The organism is Zestomonas carbonaria, assembly GCF_904061905.1.
Classification (GTDB): domain Bacteria; phylum Pseudomonadota; class Gammaproteobacteria; order Pseudomonadales; family Pseudomonadaceae; genus Aquipseudomonas; species Aquipseudomonas carbonaria.
Genome location: NZ_CAJFCI010000030.1, coordinates 64,028 through 89,238 on the forward strand (window position 1 = coordinate 64,028; position 25,211 = coordinate 89,238).

The window sequence follows — 25,211 nt, forward strand, 5'->3', positions numbered from 1 at the left end:
TTGCACGCCTCCATGATCCTCCACCCCTGGTCCCATGCGACTTCCGCCGGTTTCACCCTGCGCGGCTGGCACAGCGAACCGTCCGGCAAGCCGCTGCTGCATTTCCTGCACGGCAATGGCTTTTGCGGGCTCACCTACGAGCCGATGCTCAAGCGGCTGGCGGATGAGTTCGACCTCTGGCTGTGCGACGTGCAGGGCCATGGCGACAGCGACCATGGTGGCCGTTTCCATGGCTGGAACCGCAGCGCCGAGCTGGCGGTGGAGGCTTTCGAGAGCGGTCGCGGACGCTTCGGCGAAGTGCCGCGCTTCGCTGCCGGGCACAGTTTCGGCGGGGTGTTGAGCTGCCTGATCCTGGCCAAGTGGCCGCAACTGTTCCAGCGCGCGGTACTGCTCGACCCGGTGCTGTTCACCCCGGCGATGATCGGTGTGATGAGCTTCGCCGAAGTGCTCGGCGTGCGCCGCAAGAACGGCATGGCGGCGCGCGCCGCCGCCCGCCGCAGCCGCTGGAACGACCGGCTGGCGGCTTACAGCGCATTGCACGGGCGCGGTATCTACAAGGGCTGGACCGATGCGGCGCTATGGGCCTTCGTCGAGCACGCGATGGTCGAGGTGGAGGGTGGCATCGAGCTGAAGTGCCGGCCGAGCCGCGAGGCGGAGATCTTCTCCTCGTGCCCGAAGCGCCTGTGGCCGTCGCTGGGCAAGATCGTCACCCCCAGCCTGATCCTCTACGGCCAGCGCACCTACCCTTTCGTCGCCCGGTCGGTGGCGCGGCTCACCGCGCAGAACGCCCATGTCAGCGCCCATCAGGTGGCCGGCGGGCACTGCTTCATGCAGGAGTTCCCCGAGGACAGCGCGCGGCGGGTGGCGGACTTCCTGTTGCAGCGCAGTTGAACGCGGCGGATGAACCCCGAAGCCTCCCGTATCCGCGTCTGGCAGGCGCTGTCCACGTTGTGGCTGGACACCGAGCTGCAGGAGAGCGAGCTGCGCTGGGTGGCCGCCGAGCTGGTTGCCAGCGGCCTGTCGCGGCAGGAGCTCGAGGCGATCTACCTGTACGAAGTGGCGCCGCTGCTGTGGCCCAACCTGTGGGTGGCGGCGGGCGCCTGGGCGGGGTTCGATGCGGGCTGGCTGGCGGCCGGCTGCCTGCGCAACCGCCGGCGGCGGGAAAGCCGCTGGCACCGCTGGAAATGTCGCCTGCTTCGCCGGCCGATGACCTACGCGACGGCTTCCGACTGGCGGCGTATCCAGGCGCTGCTGGATCAGGAGTTCCACTGATCGTGCTGGCGCCGCCAGTCATTCAGCGAGATCACCTTGGCGTTCGACTCCACCGGCGGGTGTTCCAGCGGCACCGGCGCATCCGCCTCGGCGCGGGCATCGAAGGGATGCGGCGCCAGTTCGATGCCGCCCAGGTGGCGGCCGAACAGGATGATGCTGCCGGCATGGCGCTGCTCGCCGGTGACCGTGAATTCGAAACCGTAGACTCGCGCCAGCCGCTTGCGCCCACGGGCGTCGGGGAGCAGGGCGATGCGCCGCAGGGCGACGTTGTCGTCGAGCAGCAGCACGTCCGCGCGCGCACAGTGCTGCTTGACCAGCTCCAGGGCGCGCTCGCGCAGGCCGTGGGCGTGCCACAGCCAGGCGCCGGCAGTGGCGAGCAGCATCAGGACGAACAGGTTACCCAGGGTCAGCATGGCGGTTCCGTCACGGGCGGGGACACTCAGCTTATCATCGCCGCGCGTGGCGGATAGCGCGATACTCGACCCTCGCCATATGGAAATTCGTCTAATGCCTCACACCCCAAACCTGCTCAGCATCCAGTCCCACGTGGTATTCGGCCACGCCGGCAACGGCGCCGCGGTGTTCCCGTTGCAGCGCATTGGCGTCAATGTCTGGCCGTTGAATACCGTGCAGTTCTCCAACCACACCCAGTACGGCCAGTGGGCCGGCGAGGTGCTGCCACCGGAGCAGATCCCGGCGCTGATCGAGGGTATCGCCGCGATCGGCGAACTGGGCCGTTGCGACGGAGTGGTTTCCGGCTACCTGGGCAGCGCCGCCCAGGGCCGGGCGATCCTCGCCGGAGTGGCGCGGATCAAGGCGGCCAACCCGCGCGCCCTCTACCTCTGCGACCCGGTGATGGGGCACCCGGAGAAGGGGTGCATCGTCGCCCCGGAGGTAGGCGAGTTCCTTCTCGAGGAAGCGGCGGCGCTGGCCGACTTCCTGTGTCCCAACCAGCTTGAGCTGGACAGCTTCGCCGGGCGCCGGCCCACGTCGCTGGCCGATTGCGTGGAGATGGCCGAGGCGTTGCTGGTGCGCGGACCCAGGGCGGTGCTGGTCAAGCACCTGAGCTATCCGGGCAAGGACGAGGACTGTTTCGAGATGCTGCTGGTGACTGCCGGCGAGCGTTGGTTGATACGCCGCCCCTACCTGGCCTTCCCGCGCCAGCCGGTGGGCGTCGGCGACCTGACGTCCGGGCTATTCCTCGGCCGTGTGCTGCTTGGCGACGATCTGCGCGCGGCCTTCGAGTTCACGTCGGCCGCGGTGCACGAGGTGTTGCTGGAGACCCAGGCCTGCGCCAGCTATGAACTGCAACTGGTGCGGGCCCAGGACCGCATCGCCCACCCGCGCCTGAAGTTCGCCGCCGAGCGGCTGTAGGCGCGGTGTTCGCTATTGGTGGAAAACGCTTCGCGGTTTTCCACCCTACGACGTTGTTTGCTGGATTCCCGCGTTCGCGGGGACCCAATAAAACCGTTCAGGCCGCCGTCGAGTCCGGTGTCATCGACCTCTGGCTGTCCAGGCCAAGGCGGGAGAACATCACCCGGGCGATCTCGCGCTCACCCATCACCACCAGGTCGGCGTTGTGCTCGCTGAGGTATTCCACCTCGTCGTCGAAGTGGGCGCGGGCGATGATGTCCAGGCCGGGGTTGGCCGCCCGCGCGTGCATGGCGATCTGGCCGGCCTCCAGGGCGTTGGGGATGGCGATCAGCAGCCAGCGCGCCTTGTCCACGTTGGCCAGGTCCAGCACATGGTTGCTGGCCGCGTTGCCGAGCACCACGCTGAAACCTTCCTCGCGCAGTTCCTGGGCGCGCGCACGGTTGTCCTCGATGATCACCAGCGGCACGCCTTCCTCGCTCAGGCGCCGGCTGATGCGGCTGCCGACCCGGCCGTGGCCGATCAGGATGGCGTGCTCGGTTTCGTGGATCACCGGGATGTCGTCGGGCTCCTCGGCGGCGCTCGGGGTATCTGCCGGCACGGTGTTCTCGCGCACGTCGAGCCAGGGTTGCAGGCGGTCGATCATGGAGAAGCACAGTGGGTTGACCAGGATCGACAGGATCGCCCCGGCGAGGACCAGGTCGCGGCCGGCTTCCGGCAGCAGGCCGAGGCCGACGCCGAGGGCGACGAGGATGAAGGAGAACTCGCCGATCTGCGCCAGGCTGGCGGAAATGGTCAGCGCGGTGCTCAGCGGCTTGCCGAAGGCGCGCACGATGAGCAGCGCGGCCAGCGACTTGCCGAACACGATGATCAGGAAGGTGGCCAGCACCGCGGCCGGTTGCTGGATCAGGATCGCCGGGTCGAACAGCATGCCCACGGCGACGAAGAACAGTACCGCGAAGGCGTCGCGCAGCCCCTGGGAGTCCTCGGCGGCGCGGTGGTTGTGTTCCGATTCGTTGAGCATCATGCCGGCGAAGAAGGCGCCGAGGGCGAAGGACACGCCGAACACCTGGGCGGCGAAGTAGGCGATGCCCATGGCGATGGCCAGCACCGCCAGGGTGAACAGCTCGCGCGAGCCGCTGCCGGCGGTGCGTTCGAGCATCCAGGGGATCAGGCGGCGGCCGACCACCACCATCAGGGCGATGAACAGGCTGACCTTGCCCAGGGTGATCAGCAGCGGCATCAACACGCCGGCATCCTCGTTGCCTTGCGAGTTGCCGCCGAGCACGCCGGCCAGCGCCGGCAGCAGGACCAGGGTGACCACCATTACCAGGTCCTCGACGATCAGCCAGCCGATGGCGATCTTGCCGCGCCGGCTGTCGAGCAACTGGCGCTCCTCGAGGGCGCGCAGCAACACCACGGTACTGGCCACCGACAGCGCCAGGCCGAACACCAGGCCGGCGCCCAGGCCCCAGTCCAGCATCCAGGCCAGGCCCATGCCGAGCAGGGTGGCCACGGCGATCTGCGCCAGGGCGCCGGGAATGGCGATGTGCTTCACCGACATCAGGTCTTTCAGCGAGAAGTGCAGGCCGACGCCGAACATCAGCAGCATCACGCCGATCTCGGAAATCTCGTGAGAGAGTTCCTTGTCGGCGACGAAACCGGGGGTGAAGGGGCCGACAAGGATACCGGCGATCAGGTAGCCCACCAGCGGCGACAGGCGCAGGCGGGTGGCGAGGGCGCCGAGGAAATAGGCGAGTACGAAGCCCACGGCGATAGTGGCGATCAGGGGCGTATGGTGTGGCATCGAATCTCCCGTATGAACTGAATGGCTGGCCGCGCGAATTCGGGCTGGGCAAGACCGGCGCGGCAAAAATGGCTCTGACGGCGGAACGAGGCACTGGAGGGGAGACAGCGCGGCCGTGCCCAGGACTCGGGCGGAGCGCAATGAGGCGACATTCTAACGCAGCTAGCGTGCCAGTTTTGTGAATACAAGCTGTTGATTTTTAAACAGGATGTGGCGAGCGGAAAATCGAGAAGGGCGCTGGAGGCCGGAAAGCCGGACGAAAAGGCGGCGCGAAGCTGCATGTGGGGCGGCTGTCTCGTCCAGCCCCCAGCGCGTTTTCAGACTTTTCGCTGTTTCAGCTCTCCTCGCGGATGTCCTGGTAGCGGCGCTCCAGTTCCTGGCGCAGGGCCCGTCGTTGCTGGCCCTGCTTGAAGCGCCGGCGCTCGTCGGCGGTTTCCGGCTGCCGCGGCGGCACCGCGCAGGGTTTGCGTTGCTCGTCCACGGCGACCATGGTGAAAAAGCAACTGTTGGTGTGGCGCACCGACTTCTCGCGGATGTTCTCGGTGATCACCTTGATGCCGATCTCCATCGACGTGGTGCCAGTGTAGTTGACCGAGGCGAGGAAAGTGACGAGCTCGCCGACGTGGATCGGCTCGCGGAATACCACCTGGTCCACCGACAGGGTCACCACGTAGCAGCCGGCGTAGCGGCTGGCGCAGGCATAGGCGACCTCGTCGAGGTACTTGAGCAGGGTGCCGCCGTGGACGTTGCCGGAGAAGTTGGCTTTGTCCGGGGTCATCAGGACGGTCATGCTCAGTTGTGCGGCGCCGGCTTCCATTGGTGACTCCTCGGTCATTTCTGCGGATACCTTAACCGGCGCCGGGCGTATGGAGAACGATTTCTATCGTTTCCGGGGCAGGCTTCGACGCCTACGCGTGGTTCAGATACCAGCGCCAGTCCTGCTCGCCGACCTCGCCCATGAACTGGCGGTACTCGTGCCACTTGATGGCCAGGAACACCTTGAGGAAGCCGGCGCCGAAGGCTTCCTCGGCCCAGGACGAGCGCTCCAGGGCGTGCAGCGCGGTGAGCCAGTCGGTGGGCAGGAACTCGGTCGCTTGCGCGTAGCCGTTGCCCTCGATGGCCGGGCCGGGGTCGCTCTGGTGGCGGATGCCGTAGCGGATTCCGGAAAGGAGCGCCGCCGCCGCCAGGTAGGGGTTGGCGTCGGCGCCACAGATACGGTGCTCGATATGCCGGCTCTGCGCCGGGCCGCCGGGCACGCGGAACGACACGGTGCGGTTGTTGACGCCCCAGCTCTTGGCCAGCGGCGCGTAGCTGTTGGCCTGGAAGCGGCGGAACGAGTTGGCGTTGGGGCAGAAGATCGCCAGCGAGTCGAGCAGGGTAGCCATCATCCCGCCGATGGCATGGCGCAGCAGCGGCGTGCCCTGGGGATCTTCCGAGGCGAACAGGTTGTTGCCCTGGTCGTCGGCCAGGCTGACGTGCAGGTGCAGGCCGCTGCCGGCCTGGTCGCCGAACGGCTTGGCCATGAAGCAGGCCTGCAAGCCGTGCTTGTTGGCCACGCCCTTGACCAGGCGCTTGTAGCGAAGACCCTCGTCGATGGCCTGCAAGGCGTCGAAGCGGTGTTCGAGGGTCAGTTCGAGCTGGCCGGGCGCGTATTCGGAAATCGCCGTGCGTACCGGCAGGCCCTGCACCTCGCAGGCGGAATAGAGGTCGTCGAGGAACGGCTGCAACTGTTCCAGCTCATGCACGCCATAGACCTGTGGCGCCTGCGGGCGCACGCCGTTCATCTGCAACGCCGGCTGCGGCCGGCCCTGCGCGTCGCGCTGCTTGTCGAGCAGGTAGAACTCCAGCTCCACCGCCATCACCGGGTGGTAGCCGTCGGCCTCGAGCCGCTCGATGGCGCGTACCAGCACGTGGCGCGGATCGGCCGGGGCGGCCGGCAGGCCACGCTGCGGGTGCATGCTGACCTGGAACTGGCCGGTCGGCGTGGCACGCCAGGGTTGCAGGCACAGGCTGCCGGGCAGGGGATAGGTCCAGCAATCGGCGTCGGCGACCTCCCAGACCAGCCCACTGTCCTCGACGTCCTCGCCCTGGATGGTCAGGGCGAGGATCGAGCTGGGCAACGGGCGACCGTGCTGGTAGACGGCCAGCAACTCGTCGCGGTGCAGCAGCTTGCCGCGTGGTACGCCGTTGGCGTCGATCAGGATCAGCTCGAAGCTGCGCACTTCGGGGTGCTGGGCGAGGAAGTCCTGGGCTTCCCGGGGATCGGCGAATCGCATGGTGGGTTCTCGCGGAGGGGGTTGGTTGGTGGGGTGCGTTCTGAATGAGGGCTGGTGTGGGGAGGAGAGTCCGTCCCATCCGCCAGCATCATCGCCTGACCTCACATTCACTCACGCGCACCAGGAATGGCCAGCAGCTCGGTCAACGCCTCATCCAGAGTGGCGATCAACCGATCCGCATCGGCTTCCGAGGTATCCGGGCAACACAGGGTCATGTTGTGGAACGGCGTGATCAGGATGCCGCGGTTGATCAGGTACAGGTGCAGGGCCATCTGCAAGTCGTCGTGGAAGGCCGCTTCCGCCTCGGCGCCGGTCTTCGGCGGTTGCGGGCAGAACTGGAACTCGCAGCGCGCGCCCAGTTCGGTCACCGACCATTGCAGCCCGTGCTTGCCGATCAGCCCTCGGAAGCCTTCGGCCAGCCGCGCCGCCAGCGGCAGCATGTGGTCGTAGGCGGCCTGGGTCATCACCTGTTCGAGGTTGGCGCGCATGCAGTGCATGGCCAGGGCGTTGGCCGACAGGGTGGTGCCCATGCCGCTGTGGCCATGGCTGTGCTCGCTGGCGTGCCGGCGGGCCTGGGACATGGCGTCGGCCATCGCCGCGCTGCAACCGAACACGCCACAGGGCACGCCGCCGGCGATCGGCTTGCCGAGCACGAAGAAGTCCGGGTCGAGTCCCCACAGCTTCGTGCAGCCGCCGATGCCGGTGGAGATGGTGTGGGTCTCGTCGACGATCAGCAGAGAGCCGTAGCGGCGGGTCAGCTCGCGGCATTTCTGCAGGAAGCCGGGCTCGGGCAGGACCATGCCGATGTTGGTCATCGCCGGCTCGCAGAGCAGGGCGCAGACGTCGCCCTGGGCCAGCGCGGCCTCCAGGGCGGCAATGTCGTTGAAGGGGATCGAGCGACTGTAGCGGGTCAGGTCGTGGGCCTGGCCGACCAGCCCGGAGCGGTGCACCGTTCGGCCGTCGCGGTGGCGAACCATGACGTCGTCCACGGTGCCGTGGTAGCAGCCGTCGAACACCAGCAGCACCTTGCGCCCGGTGATCGCCCGTGCCCAGCGCAGCACGTAGCGGTTGGCATCGGTGGCGGTCGCGGTGACCTGCCAGTAGGGCAGGCCGAAGCGCCCGGCGAGCAGTTCACCGGCGACCACCGCATCCTCGCCGGGCAGCATGGTGGTCAGGCCGTTGCCCGCCTGTTCGGCCAGGGCCCTGGCGATCGGCGCCGGCGAGTGGCCGAACATGCTGCCGGTGTCGCCCAGGCAGAAGTCGATGTATTCGTGGCCGTCCACGTCATGGAAGCGCGCGCCCTGGGCGCGTTCGACGAACAGCGGGCAGGGCGTCGACCAGTCGGCCATCCAGTGCATCGGCACGCCGCCGAACAGCGAATGGCGGGCGCGTTCGGCCAGGGCGACGGATTTCGGGTTCTGTTCCAGGAAACGCTGCCGCTCGCGGGCGGCGAAGGTTTCCACGGCGTGCTCGGCGATACCACTGGCAGTCATGTCGGACACCTCGTACGATTTCCTGAACATGCTATTTGTGATCACAAATAAGTCAATAGCGGGTTCCCTTCGAGGGGCCCCGGCTTCTCGGAGGAACCCCGGGTATTGCTAGAATGGCCTCGCCATCAGAACAACATCGGTTCGGCTCGTTGTCAGGAGGCCGGTTCCGGAACGGGTCGTGAACAGACCGTGAGCCGGCGGTACAATGGCGTCGATTGTCGAACCCTGTGATCACAGAAACAGGAGTATCCATGCGTAATTGCAGCCTGACCTTCGAGCAACTGCCCGCACCGCCCGCGGACCCGGCGCAGGCAAAACCTGCGGACAATTTGCAGGAGCAGCTTTACCAGAGCATTCGCGCCGACCTGTTGGCGGGACGCTACCGCCCCGGCCAGGCGCTGAAGATCCGCGATCTGGCCCGGCAGTGGGGAACCAGCGCCATGCCGGTCCGCACGGCGCTCCAGCGCCTGGTTGCCGAAGGCGCGTTGGAGGGAGAACCGCAACGCTCGATGCGGGTCCCGGCAATGACCCGCGAACGCTACGAACAACTTCTATCGGTGCGCCTGGCACTCGAAGGCCTTGCAGTCGACCTAGCGGTGCCGCGGTTGACCCGCGATGACCTGCGTTGTTTGCGCAATTGCGTCGAAACGATGCAGGACGCCGTGCAAAAAGGCAGCATCGAACAGTATTTGAGCCACAACAGCCATTTTCACCTGCACCTGTACCAGCGCTGCGAAAACCCTCTTTTACTGCGCTTGATCGACTCGCTCTGGCTACAGGTAGGCCCCTTCTTCAACAGGTTGTTCAGCGAAGCGGACCTGTCATTGCGCCTGAATCAGTTCCATGGCGATGTCCTGGATGCCCTGGAACGTGGCGACGGCGCGGCGGCCCGGCAGGCGCTGGAACAGGACCTGAAATATTTCGGACACTATTTGCTAGGCTTGCTGGCGCTGGAGGAAGAACAGCGGGTTTGATGTTTCAGATTGTGTCCCGGGGGACGTGGCGTAGCTGCCATGGCTCTACAATCGGGCCTGCGGAGACTCGGCCAGTCACGGCGGATAACCGGCAGACTGATTGTCACTGAGCCATTGCAGCCCCCTATTCATCGTTCTGCTTCGGCAACGTCGTCCCGACCAGGCGGACGATGGCGTCGTCGTTGGGGAAGATGTCCGTGATACCGACGCGAACCCTTGTCCAGGCCTCGAGCCGCTGCAAGGGGTGGGGAATGGCGGCTCGGTGCCCGGGGTTCTCTCGGCAAGCTCGCCCAGTGCAATAGCGTGTTTGGCCATCGTGGTTTCTTTGATGACGATCGGGGTGGCAAACTCAGCCTGGCCGAAAACACGGGACTGGCCTTTCTCGCGCTTGGCGGCGCTTCTGGCGGCTCTCCGTTACACCATTGGACACACTTATGCTGTTGTACTGGATCGTTCTGCTGCCCTTCATCGGCAGTGTTCTTGCTGCCCTGCTGCGTGCCAACGCCCGGAATCTGGAAGCCTGGCTGGCCGGATCGATAGCGCTTGCCTGTCTGGTGCTGACACTGCTGCTGTACCCCCAGATGGCGCAAGAAGGCGTGTTGCGCTACGACATTCCCTGGATACCAGCCTGGGGACTCGCCCTGACCATACGCATGGATGGCTTTTCCTGGCTGTTTTCGTTGCTGGTCAGCGGCATCGGTTTTCTGGTGGTGCTCTATGCGCGCTACTACATGTCGCCGAAAGATCCGGTGCCACGCTTTTTCTCCTTTCTGCTGGCCTTCATGGGCGCCATGCTGGGGCTGGTGCTGTCCGGCAACCTCATCCAGTTGGTGCTGTTCTGGGAATTGACCAGCCTGACGTCCTTCATGCTGATCGGTTACTGGTATCACCGGGCCGATGCGCGGCGTGGCGCGCGCATGGCCTTTACCGTGACCGCCGCGGGTGGGTTGTGCCTGCTCGTTGGCCTGATATTGCTGGGGCAGATCGTCGGCAGCTACGACCTGGATGTGGTGCTGGCGGCCCGCGAGGAAATTCAGGCACATGACTGGTATCTGCCGATACTGATTCTGGTGGCGCTGGGGGCCTTGACCAAAAGCGCCCAGTTCCCCTTCCACTTCTGGCTGCCGCGCGCCATGGCGGCGCCCACTCCGGTGTCGGCCTATCTGCACTCGGCCACCATGGTCAAGGCGGGGGTTTTTCTGCTGGTGCGCTTGTGGCCGGTGTTGTCCGGTACCGAAGCCTGGACCTGGGTGATTGGCACGGCAGGCCTGCTGACCCTGCTGATCGGAGCCTTCCTCGCGATCTTCCAGCATGACCTGAAGGGGCTGTTGGCCTACTCCACCATCAGCCACCTTGGACTGATTACCCTGCTGTTGGGGATAGGAACGCCCCTGGCGGCGGTGGCGGCCATTTTCCATCTTCTCAATCACGCCACCTTCAAGGCGTCGCTGTTCATGGCGGCGGGCATCATCGACCACGAAAGCGGCACACGGGACCTGCGCCGCCTGAGTGGCTTGCGCAAGCAGATGCCGATCACGGCCACACTGGCCATCGTGGCGGCGGCCTCGATGGCCGGGGTCCCCCTGCTCAATGGCTTCCTGTCCAAGGAAATGTTCTTCGCTGAAACCGTGAACGTGGGCGATACCCACAACTGGTTCATGTCGGTGGCGGCCACCGTGGCCGGCGCCTTCAGCGTCTGCTATTCGCTGCGTTTCGTTTACGAGGTCTTTTTCGGGCCGGTGGCGACGGACCTGCCGCGCACGCCACATGAGCCACCGCACTGGATGCGTTTCCCCGTGGAGTTTCTGGTGCTGATTTGCCTGGTCGTAGGTGTGCTGCCCGCCTTGACCATCGGGCCTTACCTGCATCTAGGGGTGCAGGCGGTACTGGGCGAGATGACGCCGCAATATAGCCTCAGCATCTGGCATGGCTTCAGCCTGCCATTGGTGATGAGTATCGTCGCCATGACTTGCGGGGTACTGCTGTATTTCGTCCTGCGCAAACATTTCCGCATTACTTCCCGCGAACAGGCGCCTCTTCTGTACCGCTTCGACGGTCAGCGCTATTTCGACCAGGTACTGCTGTCCATCACGCGCTTTGCCGGCTTCGTGGAAAGCCGCTTCAGCAGCGATAACCTGCAACGCCAACTGCTGCTTGTCGTCGTTACCGTGCTGTTGCTGGGCAGTGTTGCCATCAATCGCACCATGGTGGCCGTCGACTGGTCGTTGCCGGCGTGGGACCCGGCCTTTGCGCTGCTCTGGCTGGTAGGGGGCGCGTGTGCCATTGCGGCAGCTCATCAGGCAAAGTTTCATCGGCTGGCGGCGCTGGCCTTCATGGGGGGGGCCGGTATCGTTACCTGCCTGACCTTCGCCTGGTTCTCGGCGCCGGACCTGGCCATGACGCAACTGGTCGTGGAAGTGGTGACGACGGTGCTGATCCTGCTGGGATTGCGCTGGCTGCCGCCGCGACTGAAGCCGAAGGAAACCGGTATCCAGGAAACTGTTGCCGACCGTGCGAGGCGTTTCCGTGACTTCCTGGTCGCCAGTGCCGTCGGGCTTGCCATGGCCATGCTCGCCTGGCTGTTGCTGACCCGCCAGCGTGGCGAACACCTGGCTTCCTATTTTGTCGAGCGCGCCCTGCCGGAAGGCGGCGGCAGCAATATCGTGAATGTGATCCTGGTGGATTTCCGCGGCTTCGATACCTTTGGCGAAATCGTCGTGCTCGGCATCGTGTCGCTGACGGTTTACGCCCTGTTGCGTCGTTTCCGGCCCGCGCCGGAGAGCATTCCGTTACCCCAGCAGCAAAACAGCGCCTCCAGCCTCCGCCCGGGAGATGAAGCCAAGACCGGCAGCCTGATGATTCCGGCGGTGTTCGTGCGTGCTTTGATGCCGGTTCTGATGCTGATCGCCATCTATCTGTTCCTGCGTGGCCATAACGCGCCCGGTGGCGGCTTTGTTGCCGGCCTGGTGATGTCGGTGGCCATCATCCTGCAATACATGGTGGCGGGTTCGCTCTGGGTGGAGTCGCACTTGCCGATTCGCCCCCATTACTGGATAGCGGCGGGCTTGTGGTTTGCCCTGCTCACCGGCATGGGGGCTTTCGTGTTCGGCTATCCGTTCCTGACCAGTCATTCGGCGCACCCGGTATTGCCGGTGCTAGGAGAAATACCCTTGCCCAGCGCCTTCCTGTTCGATCTGGGCATTTTCCTGCTGGTGGTGGGGGCAACGGTGCTGATTCTCGTCGGTCTGGCGCACCAGTCCATTCGCAGCCACCGTATGCCGGGCGGCAAGGTGGAAGAAACGACTGGCAATCGAGCCAGCCTTTAGATGGCAAACCCCGAGGGCAGTAGATGGAATTGATACTGGCACTGGCCATTGGCGTTTTGACGGCTTCGGGCGTGTGGCTGCTGCTGCGGCCCCGAACCTTCCAGGTGATCATAGGGCTTTCCATATTGTCCTATGCCGTCAACCTGCTGCTGTTTGCCGTAGGGCAACTGAAAGCTGACGCCGTGCCTGTCATCGAGGAAGGCGTGGTATTGGCGGTGACCGAGTATGCCGACCCCGTGCCACAGGCGCTGGTGCTGACCGCCATCGTGATTGGTTTTGCCATGACGGCACTGTTTCTGGTGGTGCTGATGGCATCCCGGGGCCTGACTGGCACTGACCATGTGGATGGTCGTGAGGACTCGTCCCTATGAGTGGATGGCAGCAGCACCTGATCATCCTGCCGATACTGATTCCATTGTTTGCCGCGGTGGCGCTGGTTCCGATGGACGAGACCCGCCGGCGCAGCAAGGTTGCGATCGGCGTGGTTGCCGTACTGTTGCAGTTGGCCGTTGCCTTGTACTGGGTGGTGGTGGCCGACCGGGTGGAAGGCTCGGCGCCCGCTGCCGTGTACTTGCTTGCCAACTGGGATTCGCCGGTCGCCATTTCGTTGGCGCTGGATCGCCTCAATGCGTTGATGCTGTTGCTCAATGCGGTGCTGGCCATCGCTGCACTGATTTTTGCCGCAGCCAAATGGGATCGCGTCGGCGTGCACTTCCATGTGCTGTTCCAGTTGCTGCTGATGGGCATCAACGGCGCCTTCCTCACCAACGACCTGTTCAACCTGTTCGTATTCTTCGAAGTGATGCTGGCGGCATCCTATGGTTTGCTGCTGCACGGCTCGGGCAGGGTGCGGGTGAAGGCCGGGCTGCACTATATCGCGGTCAACCTGGTGGCATCGTCCATTTTCCTGGTGGGCGTGGCGCTCATGTATTCCGCCAGCGGCACCTTGAACATGGCGGATATGGCGTACAAGGTGGCCACGCTGGGCGCTGCCGACCGCCAGTTGTTTGAAACGGGTGCCGCCGTGCTGGCCGTGGCTTTCCTGATCAAGAGCGCCATCTGGCCGCTCAACTTCTGGCTGCCAGCCAGTTATGGCGCGGCGGTGGCGCCGGTGAGCGCCATTTTTGCCATCATGACCAAGGTGGGTTTCTATGTGCTGCTGCGCCTGTGGCTGCTGGTGTTCGGCGAGAGTGCCGGGGTCAGTAGCAGCTTCGGCGCCGCCTGGCTGGTCGGCCTGGGCTTGATCACGCTGGGCTATGCCATCTTTGGCATGCTGGCGGCGACGAATTTCAAGCGCTTTGCCGGTTTCAGCGTGATCGCTTCAGCCGGGACCTTGTTGACGGCCATTCCACTGGGCGGCAGCCAGGGAACGGCCGCCGCGCTCTATTACCTGCTGGCATCGACCCTGGCGGTGGCCGCCTTCTACCTGCTGGTGGACCTGCTCGATCGTATCCGTGATTTCAGTGCCAGCCTGCTGGCGGTCACGATCGAGTCGTTCGAGGCGGAAGGCATGATTCTGCCGGAAGAGAGTGAAGTGGGCGTCGCGATTCCGGCCGCCATGGCCTTTCTTGCCTTGTCCTTCGGCCTCTGTCTTCTGGTGCTGAGCGGTCTGCCACCGCTGTCCGGTTTTGTCGGCAAGTTTGCATTGCTGGTCTCCGCTCTCGGGAGTGAGGCAGGCAGTGCCATGCAATACGCCGTCTGGCTGTTCGTGATATTGCTGGTAGTGGCCGGCTTTGCCGCAACCCTGACGTTGACGCGCTTGGGGATTCAGTTGTTCTGGGTGCCGGAGCGTCACAAGAAGCCTCGTCTGCGCTTGGCCGAAGCCGGGCCGCTGACCGCGTTGATAGGGTTGACGGTGCTCATCACGCTGGCGGCGGGGCCCGTGCTGGGTTATTTGCAGCGGGCAGCGGATGCGCTCCATGCACCGGCTGCCTACATAGAGGGTGTGTTGGGAGCGCTGCCCAAGGACAGGCAGGCGACGCCATCCCAGCATTCCTCGCTGTTGTCCGGGGAGCATGAGGACGAGGGGGCCCGGCTGTGATGCGCAAGCTTTTTCCTTATCCCTGGATGACATTGGTGCTTTGGGTCGTCTGGATGCTGCTCAATGAAACGCTGGCAGTGAGTCATGCGTTGCTGGGGGCGGTGCTGGCAATCTTCATGCCTCTCATGACGCGTGCCATGTATGTCCATGGCCGCATGAAAGTGAAGAAACTCTGGCTGGCGGTGTTGGTGGCGACCCGGGTGGTGGTGGATATCACGGTTTCCTGCTGGAAAGTCTGCAAGATCATTCTCGGCACCAAGCAGGCTCGCAGCCGTTCCGGGTTCATCACCATCCGCCTCAACATTCGTTCGGTGTACGGCATGACCATTCTCGCCAGCATCGTGAACTCCACGCCGGGCACGGTGTGGACCGAACTCAGCGACGACAACAGGATCCTGCTGGTTCACTTGCTGGATTTGAATGAGGAGCAGGAGTTCCGGCGCATCTTTCACGAGCGTTATGAAAAGCCGTTGATGGAGATTTTCGAATGATCGCGGATGCGCTGAATGCGGCTTTGATCTTCACCAGTTTCTGCGTGGTGTTGGCCATGTTGATGGCCACTTTGCGTCTCTTGCTTGGCCCGAAGGCCCAGGACCGGGTGATCTCTCTGGACATGCTGTACGTGTGCGGCATGATCCTGATGGTGCTGCAAGGCATGCGCCACCAGAGCGTCGTCTATTTCGAGCTGGCACTGCTGATTGCGGCGCTGGGATTCGCTGGCTCCATGGCAATGGCGAAATTCCTGTTGCGCGGGGAAGTGATCGAATGATGGCAAACCTACCACTATGGGCGGCCGTTCCGATCATCATCATTCTGGTGCTCAGTGGCCTGTTGTGCCTGATTGGCGGCGTGGGCATGCTGCGGCTGAGCAATTTCTATCAGCGTATCCATGGCCCGGCGATGATCAGCACCTTCGGGGCCTTTGGCTGCCTGGGCTGCTCCATGCTGTTCTTTACCCTGACCCAGCAACGATTGGTCGTTCACGAGTTGTTGATCGTGGGCATTCTGTTGCTGACGGCACCCGTGACCGCGATGATGCTGATGCGCGCAGTGGTTGCCCGTGACCGACGAGCCGGTCGCCCGCACACGCCGCCGCCACCGGAAAACCTGAAAGACGCGGTGCCGTCCGCCGAGCATCCCGACGAATGATCGCCGCCGTCACAACGCCCACCTGCCCTCTGGCTTTTTGAAGCGTCCAGCCGCTTGAAGGAATTTTTTCCCGGTGCAGCCAGCGGCTCAAGCACCGGGAAGGGCGCCACCCGCCAGACCAGGGCGACGTGGGCGCTTCAGCTTTCCAGCCAGACGTCCCGCGCCCAGTGCCAGACGGAGTCCCAGGTCTCGTCGGTCAGCTCGTCGTCGTCGCCCGACCACAGGGTCACCTCTCCCTCGATATCGACCACGTAGTAGTTGCGGCCGGCCTGGCAGATCGGCAGCAGGTCGCGCGGCACACCGTCGTCCCAGGCCTGGGCGGCGACTTCCGGCAGATAGGTATGCGACTGCGGGTCGGTGACGGTGACCGGCTCCAGGCGGCCGTAGACCACGTCGCTGACCTTGAGCAGGAACTCGCGCAGGTCGTGGGGCAGGTTGATCAGCAACTGCTCCTCGATTTCCACCAGCAGATCCTCGTCGGGCAGCTCCAGCGGTACTGGAACCGGCTCGTTGAGTTCGCGCAGTTGGTCGATGACATCTTCCATGGACAAGGGCCCTCATGCAGTGGGATGCGCTTTATACAGTAGCGCGCGGCGCGGGGAAAACCGTACAGCCGGTCGTCCCGCTGCCGGGTGACGGGCTGGCTAGACTGACCATGGAAGTGGCGAGGCCCGGTTCGGGGCCTGGAGGTGCGAAATGAGCATGGCGGGAACGCTGCAGAGCAGCCTGGCGGGCGCGCGTTGCGAATACGAACTGGTGGCGCATCCGCACTCGGCGACCAGCCTGGAATCGGCGCGGGTCGCCTATGTGCCGGCCGAGCGGGTGGCCAAGTCGGTGATCCTCGACGACCGCCAGGGCCACTACCTGATGGCGGTGCTGCCGGCCAGCCGTCACCTGGACCTGAGCATGGTGCGCAGCGACGGGCGGGACTGGCAACTGACCAACGAATCGACCATCGCCGGCCTGTTCCGGGATTGCGAGCTTGGCGCGGTGCCGGCGCTGGGCGAGCCGTATGGCATGAAGATGCTGGTCGACCCGCAACTGACCCGCCAGCAGGACATCTACCTGGAGGCCGGCGACCACCAGAACCTGGTGCACCTGAGCATGGACGAATACCTCAGGCTGGCGCCGCATGCCGAGGTCTGCGAGCTGTGCCACTGAAAGGGAAGGCCGGGGCCACGCGACTGCCGGCAGCGCGGCCGCCGCGTTTCTGGTTCCGCCGCTCCATCGCCCGGCGGCGGCTCCGCACGGGGCGCTGAAACGAAAGAACCCGGGCAAGCCCGGGTTCTTTTCATGCGGAGGGGATCAGCCGTTCTGGCGGATACCGGCCACCAGCCAGGGCTGGTTGTCGCCGTGCGGGCGCTCCATGCGCCAGCTTTCGCTGAAGGCTTCGCCCTGGTCGAAACGCGAGGTCTTGGCCAGGCCGTTGAAGGTCAGGGTGGCGACGGTCTTGTCGGCCAGTTCGTCGATGCCGTCCAGTTGCACCTGCAGGTCATCGATGTAGGTGGACTGGAAGCCGTCGCCCAGGCTGGCGCGCTCTTCCTTGAGGAAGTTGAGCATCGACGGGGTGACGAATTCGGCGATCTTGTCCATCTCCGCCGCGTCCCAGTGCTGTTGCAGGGCCATGAAGTGGGTGCGGCCGGCTTCCAGGAAGCGCTGCTCGTCGAACCAGGCCGGGGCATTGAGGGTGGCCGGAGCTGCGGCTGGAGCGGCGCTGCCGAAGATCGGCGCCTGCTGCTGCGGCATTTCACGCTGGAACGGCGCGCCGGCCATGGCCGGGCGGCCTTGCTGCTGGGCAGCACGGCGTGCGGCGATGAAGCGGAAGATGACGAAGGCGATCAGCGCGAGGATCAGGAAGTCGAAGAACTGGAAGCCTTCGAAGCCGTCGCCCATGAACATCGCGGCGAGCAGGCCGCCGGCGGCGATGCCGGCCAGCGGGCCGAGCCACTTGGAGGCACCGCTGGCGGCAGCCGGTGCGCGGCCCGGCGCGGTGGGCGCGGCGGCCGGAGTGGTGGGCTGGGCCTGGCGGGTCTGGTGGGTCGGTGCGGAGCCGAACGACTTGCCGCCGCCCAGGCGCTTGGCGTGAACGTCCAGGCTGAGCGTCAGGCCGATGCACAGGGCCATGGCGAGGCTGAGAAAGCGTTGCATAGAGGGGGATCCCGTTGTTATGGATTACACGCGCGCCATGCTGCCGACTCTTGGCGGCGTTGACCAGTCGCAGAATGTATCGGGATTTATGTCAGCATGATTCCGTGCCGCATCCGGGTTCGAACATCGTCGAGGAAACCGTTCATGTACATCCCCAGAGCCTTTGCCGAAACCGATCTCGCCCGGTTGCACGAGCAGATCGAGCGGACGCCCCTGGCCATCCTGGTCAGCCAGGGCGCCGACGGCCTGCAGGCCAGCCATCTGCCGCTGCTGCTGGAGCGCGGGGAGGGCGAGCGGGGCACCCTGTACGGGCATTTCGCCCGTGGCAACCCGCAATGGCGCGCCCTGGCCGATGGCGGCGAGGTGCTGCTGGTGTTCCCGGGGGACGAAGGCTACGTCAGCCCCGGCTTCTATCCGGGCAAGGGCGAGCACGGCCGGGTGGTGCCGACCTGGAACTATGTCGCCGTGCATGCCTACGGGCGGGTGGAAGTGTTCGACGACCGCGAGCGCCTGCTGGCGCTGGTCAGCCGCCTCAGCCAGCACCACGAGCAGGACCGCGCCCTGCCCTGGGCGGTCAGCGATGCGCCGGCCGACTATATCGCCGGCATGCTGCGCGCCATCGTCGGTTTCGCCATTCCGATCGAACGGCTGGAAGGCAAGTGGAAGCTCAGCCAGAACAAGGACGAGCGGGACCGTGCCGGAGTCCGCCAGGGCCTGGCCGAATCGCCTCGGGACAGCGAACGCCGCCTGGCGCGGCAGATGGCCGAGGACTGATCAGGGCTTGATCACCAGCAGTATCAGCCCGGCGCTGACCAGGCCGATGCCGCACCACTGGCGCAGGTCGAGCCGTTCACCGAGCAGGGTGACGCCGAAGATGGCGACCAGCACCAGGCTGAACTTGTCCACAGGCGCCACCAGCGAGGCCGGGCCGAGTTTCAGCGCGCGGAAGTAGCACAGCCAGGAGGCGCCGGTGGCCAGCCCGGAGAGCAGCAGGAACAGGTAGCTTTTCGTCGAGATGCTGGCCAGCGGCTGGTACTGGCCGGTGAGGCGCAGCAGCAGAGCCAGGCTGACCAGCACCACCGCCGTGCGCAGCAGGGTGGCGAAATCGGGATCGACCTGCTCGACGCCGATCTTGGCGAAGATCGCCGTCAGCGCGGCGAAGACGGCCGAGAGCAGCGCCCAGAAGGTCCAGGAAGACAGCAGCGTATGGCCCATCGGTCGATCCTTCATCCCTGCTTCCCACTTAGCGGGACAGTAGACGCCGCAGCGCCCCGCAGTCCAGTTGCCGACGCAACAGGACGCGCGTTTCGATCTCGTCTTCCTCTGGGTGGCGCAGCCAGTGCACGAAGGTGCGCAGGTAGATGGTGGTCAGCAGGCTTTCCTCGACGATGCGCGCCAGGTGGTGGGTGTCGCGCCTGGCGGCTTCGCGCCACCACTGCACCGTGCGGCTGATGCGCAGCAGGCCGAGCACTTGCAGGTGCACGTGGCCGGGTTCCAGCTTGTAGAGCAGCATCTGGCCGCTCACCGAACGGTGCGGGGCGAGGGCGCCGAGCCAGGCGAACAGCAGTTCTTCCAGGCGCTGGGCGGCGTTCAGTTCGATCAGCGCCTCGTCCCCGGCGCGGCGCAGCAGGGCCTGGTCGGCGCGGTCGTACCAGGCTTCCACCAGGTCGTCCTTGGAACTGTAGTGACGGGCGATGGCATCGAGGCCGACGCCGAGCTCGGTGGCCACGGCGAACAGTTGCAGGCGTTCCCAGCCGCACTGGTCGGCGAGGGAGAGGGCGGCGTCGAGGATCTGGGCGGCGCTGGGCGAACGGGGCATGGCGATCACCTCCGTTCGTCAGTATGGCGGCGACGGGCGCACCGGACCGACCGGTCGTCGGAGGCTTTATGCGGGCTGCATTGAAGTAAGGCGTTCCGCTTCAGCTCACCAACCAGCAACGACACGGCTGGGCTCGGCTTCGCTCGGTGGGCTGAAGCCCACCCTACGGAATCACCGCCGTAGGGTGGAAAATCGCGAAGCGTTTTCCACCGGGTGGCCGTCCATCCCTACAGTGGTTCGAGCTTGGCGTAGGCCAGCATCAACCACTTGGCGCCTTCGTTCTCGAACTTCACCTGCACCCGCGCGTGGGCGCCGGAGCCTTCGAAGTTGAGGATCACCCCTTCGCCGAACAGCGCGTGGCGCACTGCCTGGCCGAGGTTGAAGCCGGTGTCCGGCACGGCGGCGTTGGCGAACAGGTTGGCGTTGCGGGCGGTGTTGCCGAGCGGCCGGCTGACACTGTTCGACAGGCGCACTTCCTGGACCAGGCTCGACGGGATCTCGCGGACGAAGCGCGACACCTTGTTGTAGGTCTCGCTGCCGTACAGCCGGCGGGTCTCGGCGTAGCTGATCACCAGGTGCTGCATGGCGCGGGTCACGCCCACGTAGGCCAGGCGGCGTTCCTCTTCCAGGCGGCCGGGCTCCTCCAGGCTCATCTTGTGGGGGAACAGGCCCTCCTCCATGCCGACCAGGAACACCATGGGGAACTCCAGGCCCTTGGCGCTGTGCAGGGTCATCATCTGCACGCAGTCCTCTTCCGGCCCGGCCTGGGTGTCGCCGGCTTCCAGCGAGGCGTGGCCGAGGAAGGCCTGCAACGGGGTCAGGCCCTCTTCGTTCTCCTCGTTCTCGAAGGCGCGCGCGGCGCTGACCAGTTCCTCGAGGTTTTCCACCCGCGCCTGGCCCTTCTCGCCCTTTTCCTCGCGGTGATAGGTGAGCAGGCCGCTCCGTTCGATCACCGTCTGGGTCATCAGGTGCAGCGGCATCGTCTCGACCCGCAGCGCCAGTTCGTCGACCAGCTCGACGAAGGCGTTCAGCGCGCTGGCGGCGCGGCCGCTGACCAGCTTGGCGCCCACCGCCTGGTGCAGCGCGGCCCACAGCGACAGGCCCTGCTGGCGAGCCAGCTCGCGCAGGGTCTCGACGGTCTTCTCGCCGATGCCGCGCGGCGGCACGTTGATGATGCGTTCCAGCGCGGCGTCGTTGTCGCGGCCGTCGAGCAGGCGCAGGTAGGCCACCGCGTTCTTGATCTCGGCGCGCTCGAAGAAGCGCTGGCCGCCGTAGATGCGGTAGGGAATCTGTTCGCGCAGCAGGGCTTCTTCCAGCACCCGCGACTGGGCGTTGGAGCGGTAGAGGATGGCGATTTCACGGCGCGCCAGGCCCTTCTTCAGCGCGCTCTCGATGCTTTCCACCACGTAGCGCGCTTCGTCGTGCTCGTTGAAGGCGGCATACAGGGCGATCGGCTCGCCGTCGCCGTCCTCGGTCCACAGTTCCTTGCCGAGGCGCCCCTGGTTGTTGGCGATCAGCGCGTTGGCGGCCTTGAGGATGCCGGCGGTGGAGCGGTAGTTCTGCTCCAGGCGGATCAGCTCGCAATCCGGGAAGTCGCTGGAGAACTGCTGGATGTTCTCGATCTTGGCGCCGCGCCAGCCATAGATCGACTGGTCGTCGTCGCCGACCACCATCAGGCTGTCGCCGCCCTGGGCCAGCAGGCGCAGCCAGGCGTATTGCACGGCGTTGGTGTCCTGGAACTCGTCGACCAGGATGTGCCGGAAGCGCCGCCGATAGTGTTCGAGCAGGCCGGGATGGTCGCGCCACAGGTCCAGGGCGCGCAGCAGCAGCTCGGAGAAGTCGATCACCCCGGTGCGCGCGCAGGCGGCCTCGTAGGCTTCGTAGATGCTGCGCATGGTGGCCAGGAACAGGTCGCCGCTGGCCTGGATGTTCTGCGGGCGGATGCCTTCGTCCTTCTGGCCGTTGATGAACCACTGCGCCTGGCGCGCCGGCCAGCGCTGCTCGTCGAGGCCGAGGTCGCGGATCACCCGCTTGACCAGGCGCTGCTGGTCGTCGGAATCGAGGATCTGGAAGTTCTGGCTCAGCCCCGCTTCCTGCCAGTGGGCGCGCAGCAGGCGGTGGGCCAGGCCGTGGAAGGTGCCGACCCACATGCCCTGCGGGTTGTCACCGAGCAACTGCTCGATGCGGTGGCGCATCTCGCTGGCGGCCTTGTTGGTGAAGGTCACCGACAGGATGCTGTGCGGCGAGGCCTTTTCGATCTGGATCAGGAAGGCGATGCGGTGCACCAGCACGCGGGTCTTGCCCGAGCCGGCGCCGGCCAGTACCAGTTGGCGGCCCAGCGGCGCGGCGACCGCGCGGCATTGCGCATCGTTGAGGGAAGCGAGGAGAAGTTCGGGATCGTTGAGCATCGCGGCATTCTAGGGGGTGGGGAAGGGCGGGGCAAACGCTGCCGGCCGTCGGTTGCGGACGCGGTGCTCTACGAAAGATAGGTGTGATGGCAATTCGTACATCTGAGTATTGGGTCGCGGGGCAAGGCCGGTATATGCTTCGGGCCCTTCCCTAGGCCGACTATTACAAGAACAGTGCCTATGACCGTTACTTCGAGGCCCAGCCGTAGCGGGCCGTCTGTGGACGCCGATCGCGAAATCCGCCAGCAGTTCGCCGCGGAGATCGCCGTGGAACGCATTCGCCTGCTCTACCAGGGCTCGCGGACTCCGACTCTTTTCATGCTGCTCTGCGGCCTGGCCTGCGCTGTCCTGCTCTGGGACCAGCGCCAGGGCCTGTGGCTGTCCGCCTGGCTGCTGGGGCTGGTGCTGCTGGCGGTGCTGCGGCTGATCCAGGTGGCGGCCTTCAACATGGCGCCGCCCGTTCGTCAGGCCAATCCCCTCTGGCGACGCATGTTCATGCTCGGTGCCGCCGCCTCGGGCCTGGTCCTGGCCACCGGCGCCATCGTCCTGGTGCCAGCCGACGTGTTCGTCCAGCAGGCCACGGTGTTCGGCCTGATCGCCGCGGCGATCCTCTCCGCCAGCGTCGCCTACGCGGTCAGCCTGCCGGCCTTCCTCAGCTTTGCCCTGCCTTGCCTGCTGCCCTCGATGGGCTACCTGCTGCTCGCGCCCCACGAGATGCTGCGCGGCTGGGGGCTGCTCGCCGCGATCCTGCTGGCGGCGTTGATGGTGGTGGCCTGGCAGATCAACCGCCTGGTGCAGCGCAGCCTGTTGCAGCGCTTCCACAACCAGGCGCTGATCCAGCACCTGGAGCGGGCCAAGGCGCAGGCCGACGACCTCAACCTGGAACTGGCCCGCGAAGTGGAGCAGCGCCGCCGTGCCGAAGGCGAGTTGCGCCAGGCCCATGACGAGCTGGAGCGGCGCGTCGAGCTGCGCACCCGCGAACTGGCGGTCACCGGGCATGCGCTGAGCGAGAGCGAGGAGCGCCTGGCCCTGGCCCTGGAAGCCAGCGAGCTGGGCCTGTGGGACTGGAACCTGGAGACCGACGAGGTGCACCACTCGCACCTCAAGGAGATCTTCGGCATCGAGCCGGAAGTCGTGAAAGGCGTGCTCAGCCACCTCAAGCCCCGGCTGCACCCGGACGACCTGCCGGCGTTGCGCCGGGCGCTGGTCGAGCACATGAAGGGGCTCAGCGACGGCTATCGCATCGAATACCGGGTGCGCCATGCCGACGGCCGCTGGGTGTGGGTCGAGGACCGCGGGCGCGCGGTGGAGCGGGACTCCACCGGCAAGGTGCTGCGCATGCTCGGCACCCGCCGCGACATCAGCCACTGGAAGAACCGCGAGGAAGAGCAGCGCCTCTCCGCGATGGTCTTCGAGGCCGCCAGCGAGGGCATCGTCATCCTCGACGCCGAGTACCGCGTGCTGATGGTCAACCGCGCCTACAGCGCCGTCACCGGCTATCGCCTGGAGGACGTGCAGGGCCGGCGGGTCGCCGAGCTGACCGGCAACCGCGAGCTGCTCCGCCAGTACCAGGCGATCCACGTCGAGCTGGAGAACAGCGGCCACTGGCAGGGCGAGCTGATGGATACCCGCAAGAACGGCGAGCTCTATCCGCAGTGGTTGCAGCTCAACGTGGTGCGCGACCGCCAGGGCCGGGTGAGCCACGTGGTCGCCTTCTTCGCCGATCTCACCGCGCGCCGCGAGGCCGAGGAGCGCCTGCGCTACCTGTCGCACTACGACGAGCTCACCGGCCTGGCCAACCGCGTGCTGTTCATGGAGCGCCTGCACGAGGCCGGCCAGCGCGCGCGCCAGAGCGGCCGCAGCCTGGCCCTGCTGCACATCGACCTGGACCGCTTCAAGCTGCTCAACGACAGCCTCGGCCACGAGATCGCCGACCAGTTGCTGCGCCAGATGAGCCGCCGGCTGCTCCAGGCGGTGCCGGAGGCCGACACCGTGGCGCGGCTGTCCGGCGACGAATTCGCCGTGCTGCTGGACTCCTACACCAGCCTGTCGGCCCTGGCGCGCACCGCCAGCCGGCTGCTGGCCAAGCTGCGCGTGCCGATGAACATCGGCGGCCATGAGCTGGTGGTCAGCGCCTCCATGGGCATCAGCCTGCTGCCGGAGAACGCGCGGGAGATATCCACCCTGATCAGCCAGGCCGGCATGGCCGTGCAGCACGCCAAGCACCTGGGCGGCAACACCTTCCAGTTCTTCACCGACAACCTCCAGGCCTGCACGGTGGAGCGCCTGCAACTGGAGAGCCAGTTGCGCAAGGGCATCGAGCTGGGCCAGTTGGAGGTGTTCTACCAACCCAAGCTGAGCCTCGCCGACGACAGCATCAATTCCGCCGAGGCGCTGGTGCGCTGGCGCCGGCCGGAACTCGGCCTGGTGCCGCCGAGCGAGTTCATCGGCCTGGCCGAGGAGACCGGGCTGATCAGCCAGATCGGCGAGTTCGTGCTGCGCACCGCCTGCCAGCAGGCCCGCGAATGGCAGCGCCAGGGGCTGGCCGACCTGCGCGTGTCGGTGAACGTCTCGGTGCACCAGTTGCGCAATGGCAACCTGGTCCGCCTGATCCGCCAGGTGCTCGACGAGACCGGCCTGCCGCCGCGCCTGCTGGAGCTGGAACTGACCGAGAACCAGTTGCTCGACAACGTCGAGAGCGTCATCGCCATCTTCCACCAGTTGCGCGAACTGGGCGTGAAGCTGGCGATCGACGATTTCGGCACCGGTTACTCCTCGCTCAGCTATCTCAAGCGCTTCCCGGTCGATTACGTGAAGATCGACCAGACTTTCATCCGCGACCTGTCCGTGGGCGGCGAGGACGCCGCCATCACCCGGGCGATCATCGCCATGGCCCACAGCCTCGGGCTCAAGGTGGTCGCCGAGGGCGTGGAGACCCAGGAGCAGATGGATTTCCTCAAGGCGCAGCACTGCGACGAGATCCAGGGTTACCTGATCAGCCGTCCGGTGGAGATGGACGTGTTCGTCAACCTGCTCAAGGAACAGGCGGCGGCGCTCTGCCAGTAACAGTCCGCGTCGCTGGCGTTACGCCCGCCGTCGGCCCGCCCAATCAAAGATGGCTGCCCCG

The 25,211-nt window shown here is 65.7% G+C and carries 23 protein-coding genes; 13 read left to right on the forward strand and 10 right to left on the reverse strand.

Features of this window, described 5'->3' with window-relative positions:
* Positions 1 to 12: 12 nt before the first annotated feature.
* The gene (locus PSEWESI4_RS07030) at positions 13 to 891 is read left to right on the forward strand and encodes an alpha/beta fold hydrolase (protein ID WP_187670478.1); all 879 of its coding nucleotides are present in this window, start codon (positions 13 to 15) and stop codon (positions 889 to 891) included.
* Between the two features lie 9 nt (positions 892 to 900).
* The gene (locus PSEWESI4_RS07035; RefSeq protein ID WP_187670479.1) at positions 901 to 1,272 is read left to right on the forward strand and encodes a DUF7079 family protein; all 372 of its coding nucleotides are present in this window, start codon (positions 901 to 903) and stop codon (positions 1,270 to 1,272) included.
* Here the strand turns inward: PSEWESI4_RS07035 and PSEWESI4_RS07040 are convergent.
* Positions 1,257 to 1,685 (reverse strand): DUF3301 domain-containing protein, encoded by a 429-nt coding sequence (locus PSEWESI4_RS07040; protein ID WP_187670480.1) that lies wholly within the window; start codon positions 1,683 to 1,685, stop codon positions 1,257 to 1,259. The genes PSEWESI4_RS07035 and PSEWESI4_RS07040 overlap by 16 nt on opposite strands.
* 94 nt (positions 1,686 to 1,779) lie before the next feature.
* On the opposite strand from PSEWESI4_RS07040, the gene pdxY reads away from it, so the two are divergent.
* Positions 1,780 to 2,646, forward strand: a complete 867-nt coding sequence (gene pdxY / locus PSEWESI4_RS07045) for a pyridoxal kinase PdxY (RefSeq protein ID WP_187670481.1) — start codon at positions 1,780 to 1,782, stop codon at positions 2,644 to 2,646.
* A gap of 97 nt (positions 2,647 to 2,743) precedes the next feature.
* On the opposite strand, the gene ybaL is transcribed toward pdxY, so the two are convergent.
* From ybaL to PSEWESI4_RS07065, 4 genes are all read right to left on the reverse strand, one after another.
* Complete coding sequence (gene ybaL / locus PSEWESI4_RS07050) at positions 2,744 to 4,450, reverse strand: YbaL family putative K(+) efflux transporter (protein ID WP_187670482.1); 1,707 nt, start codon at positions 4,448 to 4,450, stop codon at positions 2,744 to 2,746.
* A gap of 334 nt (positions 4,451 to 4,784) precedes the next feature.
* On the reverse strand, positions 4,785 to 5,267 hold the full coding sequence (locus PSEWESI4_RS07055) for an acyl-CoA thioesterase (RefSeq protein ID WP_187670483.1): 483 nt from the start codon (positions 5,265 to 5,267) through the stop codon (positions 4,785 to 4,787).
* A gap of 91 nt (positions 5,268 to 5,358) precedes the next feature.
* Positions 5,359 to 6,726 carry a glutamine synthetase family protein gene (locus PSEWESI4_RS07060; protein ID WP_187670484.1) on the reverse strand — a complete coding sequence of 456 codons (1,368 nt, stop codon included), beginning with the start codon at positions 6,724 to 6,726 and terminating at the stop codon, positions 5,359 to 5,361.
* A 107-nt stretch (positions 6,727 to 6,833) separates the two neighbouring features.
* A complete protein-coding gene (locus PSEWESI4_RS07065) occupies positions 6,834 to 8,219 on the reverse strand; it encodes an aspartate aminotransferase family protein (RefSeq protein WP_187670485.1) in 1,386 nt (461 codons plus the stop codon).
* 251 nt (positions 8,220 to 8,470) lie between these two features.
* On the opposite strand from PSEWESI4_RS07065, the gene PSEWESI4_RS07070 reads away from it, so the two are divergent.
* The 7 genes from PSEWESI4_RS07070 (at position 8,471) to mnhG (ending at position 15,709) form a co-directional block, all read left to right on the forward strand.
* Entirely contained in the window at positions 8,471 to 9,193 is a 723-nt protein-coding gene (locus PSEWESI4_RS07070) for a GntR family transcriptional regulator (RefSeq protein WP_187670486.1), read from the forward strand.
* Positions 9,194 to 9,627: 434 nt separating this feature from the next.
* A complete protein-coding gene (locus tag PSEWESI4_RS07075) occupies positions 9,628 to 12,519 on the forward strand; it encodes a monovalent cation/H+ antiporter subunit A (protein WP_187670487.1) in 2,892 nt (963 codons plus the stop codon).
* Between the two features lie 23 nt (positions 12,520 to 12,542).
* A complete protein-coding gene (locus tag PSEWESI4_RS07080; protein WP_187670488.1) occupies positions 12,543 to 12,890 on the forward strand; it encodes a Na+/H+ antiporter subunit C in 348 nt (115 codons plus the stop codon).
* Positions 12,887 to 14,560: a monovalent cation/H+ antiporter subunit D gene (locus tag PSEWESI4_RS07085; protein ID WP_235978887.1), complete on the forward strand. Its 1,674-nt coding sequence runs from the start codon at positions 12,887 to 12,889 to the stop codon at positions 14,558 to 14,560. Before PSEWESI4_RS07080 ends, PSEWESI4_RS07085 begins: the two co-directional genes overlap by 4 nt.
* Positions 14,560 to 15,051 carry a Na+/H+ antiporter subunit E gene (locus tag PSEWESI4_RS07090; RefSeq protein ID WP_235978888.1) on the forward strand — a complete coding sequence of 164 codons (492 nt, stop codon included), beginning with the start codon at positions 14,560 to 14,562 and terminating at the stop codon, positions 15,049 to 15,051. Before PSEWESI4_RS07085 ends, PSEWESI4_RS07090 begins: the two co-directional genes overlap by 1 nt.
* Positions 15,051 to 15,329, forward strand: coding sequence for a K+/H+ antiporter subunit F (locus PSEWESI4_RS07095; RefSeq protein ID WP_210768834.1), 279 nt, complete (start codon positions 15,051 to 15,053; stop codon positions 15,327 to 15,329). Before PSEWESI4_RS07090 ends, PSEWESI4_RS07095 begins: the two co-directional genes overlap by 1 nt.
* Complete coding sequence (gene mnhG / locus PSEWESI4_RS07100; protein ID WP_210768831.1) at positions 15,326 to 15,709, forward strand: monovalent cation/H(+) antiporter subunit G; 384 nt, start codon at positions 15,326 to 15,328, stop codon at positions 15,707 to 15,709. The genes PSEWESI4_RS07095 and mnhG overlap by 4 nt, the downstream gene beginning before the upstream one ends.
* Positions 15,710 to 15,846: 137 nt before the next feature.
* Here the strand turns inward: mnhG and PSEWESI4_RS07105 are convergent, their stop codons facing one another.
* Complete coding sequence (locus PSEWESI4_RS07105; RefSeq protein ID WP_187670540.1) at positions 15,847 to 16,254, reverse strand: SMI1/KNR4 family protein; 408 nt, start codon at positions 16,252 to 16,254, stop codon at positions 15,847 to 15,849.
* A gap of 151 nt (positions 16,255 to 16,405) precedes the next feature.
* Here PSEWESI4_RS07105 and PSEWESI4_RS07110 point away from each other — a divergent pair, with 151 nt between their 5' ends.
* A complete protein-coding gene (locus tag PSEWESI4_RS07110) occupies positions 16,406 to 16,870 on the forward strand; it encodes an aminoacyl-tRNA deacylase (RefSeq protein ID WP_187670491.1) in 465 nt (154 codons plus the stop codon).
* 144 nt (positions 16,871 to 17,014) lie between these two features.
* Here the strand turns inward: PSEWESI4_RS07110 and PSEWESI4_RS07115 are convergent, their stop codons facing one another.
* Positions 17,015 to 17,857 (reverse strand): Tim44 domain-containing protein, encoded by an 843-nt coding sequence (locus PSEWESI4_RS07115; protein ID WP_187670492.1) that lies wholly within the window; start codon positions 17,855 to 17,857, stop codon positions 17,015 to 17,017.
* A 144-nt stretch (positions 17,858 to 18,001) separates the two neighbouring features.
* Here PSEWESI4_RS07115 and PSEWESI4_RS07120 point away from each other — a divergent pair, with 144 nt between their 5' ends.
* Positions 18,002 to 18,631 carry an FMN-binding negative transcriptional regulator gene (locus PSEWESI4_RS07120; protein ID WP_187670493.1) on the forward strand — a complete coding sequence of 210 codons (630 nt, stop codon included), beginning with the start codon at positions 18,002 to 18,004 and terminating at the stop codon, positions 18,629 to 18,631.
* Here PSEWESI4_RS07120 and PSEWESI4_RS07125 read toward each other — a convergent pair whose 3' ends face one another.
* The 3 genes from PSEWESI4_RS07125 to uvrD all read right to left on the reverse strand — a co-directional run bounded on the left by PSEWESI4_RS07125 (position 18,632) and on the right by uvrD (position 22,084).
* Positions 18,632 to 19,072, reverse strand: a complete 441-nt coding sequence (locus PSEWESI4_RS07125) for an EamA family transporter (protein ID WP_187670494.1) — start codon at positions 19,070 to 19,072, stop codon at positions 18,632 to 18,634.
* Positions 19,073 to 19,100: 28 nt separating this feature from the next.
* Positions 19,101 to 19,676: a TetR/AcrR family transcriptional regulator gene (locus PSEWESI4_RS07130; RefSeq protein WP_187670495.1), complete on the reverse strand. Its 576-nt coding sequence runs from the start codon at positions 19,674 to 19,676 to the stop codon at positions 19,101 to 19,103.
* A gap of 227 nt (positions 19,677 to 19,903) precedes the next feature.
* A complete protein-coding gene (gene uvrD, locus PSEWESI4_RS07135; RefSeq protein ID WP_187670496.1) occupies positions 19,904 to 22,084 on the reverse strand; it encodes a DNA helicase II in 2,181 nt (726 codons plus the stop codon).
* A gap of 180 nt (positions 22,085 to 22,264) precedes the next feature.
* On the opposite strand from uvrD, the gene PSEWESI4_RS07140 reads away from it, so the two are divergent.
* Complete coding sequence (locus tag PSEWESI4_RS07140; protein ID WP_187670497.1) at positions 22,265 to 25,150, forward strand: putative bifunctional diguanylate cyclase/phosphodiesterase; 2,886 nt, start codon at positions 22,265 to 22,267, stop codon at positions 25,148 to 25,150.
* Positions 25,151 to 25,211 lie beyond the last annotated feature (61 nt).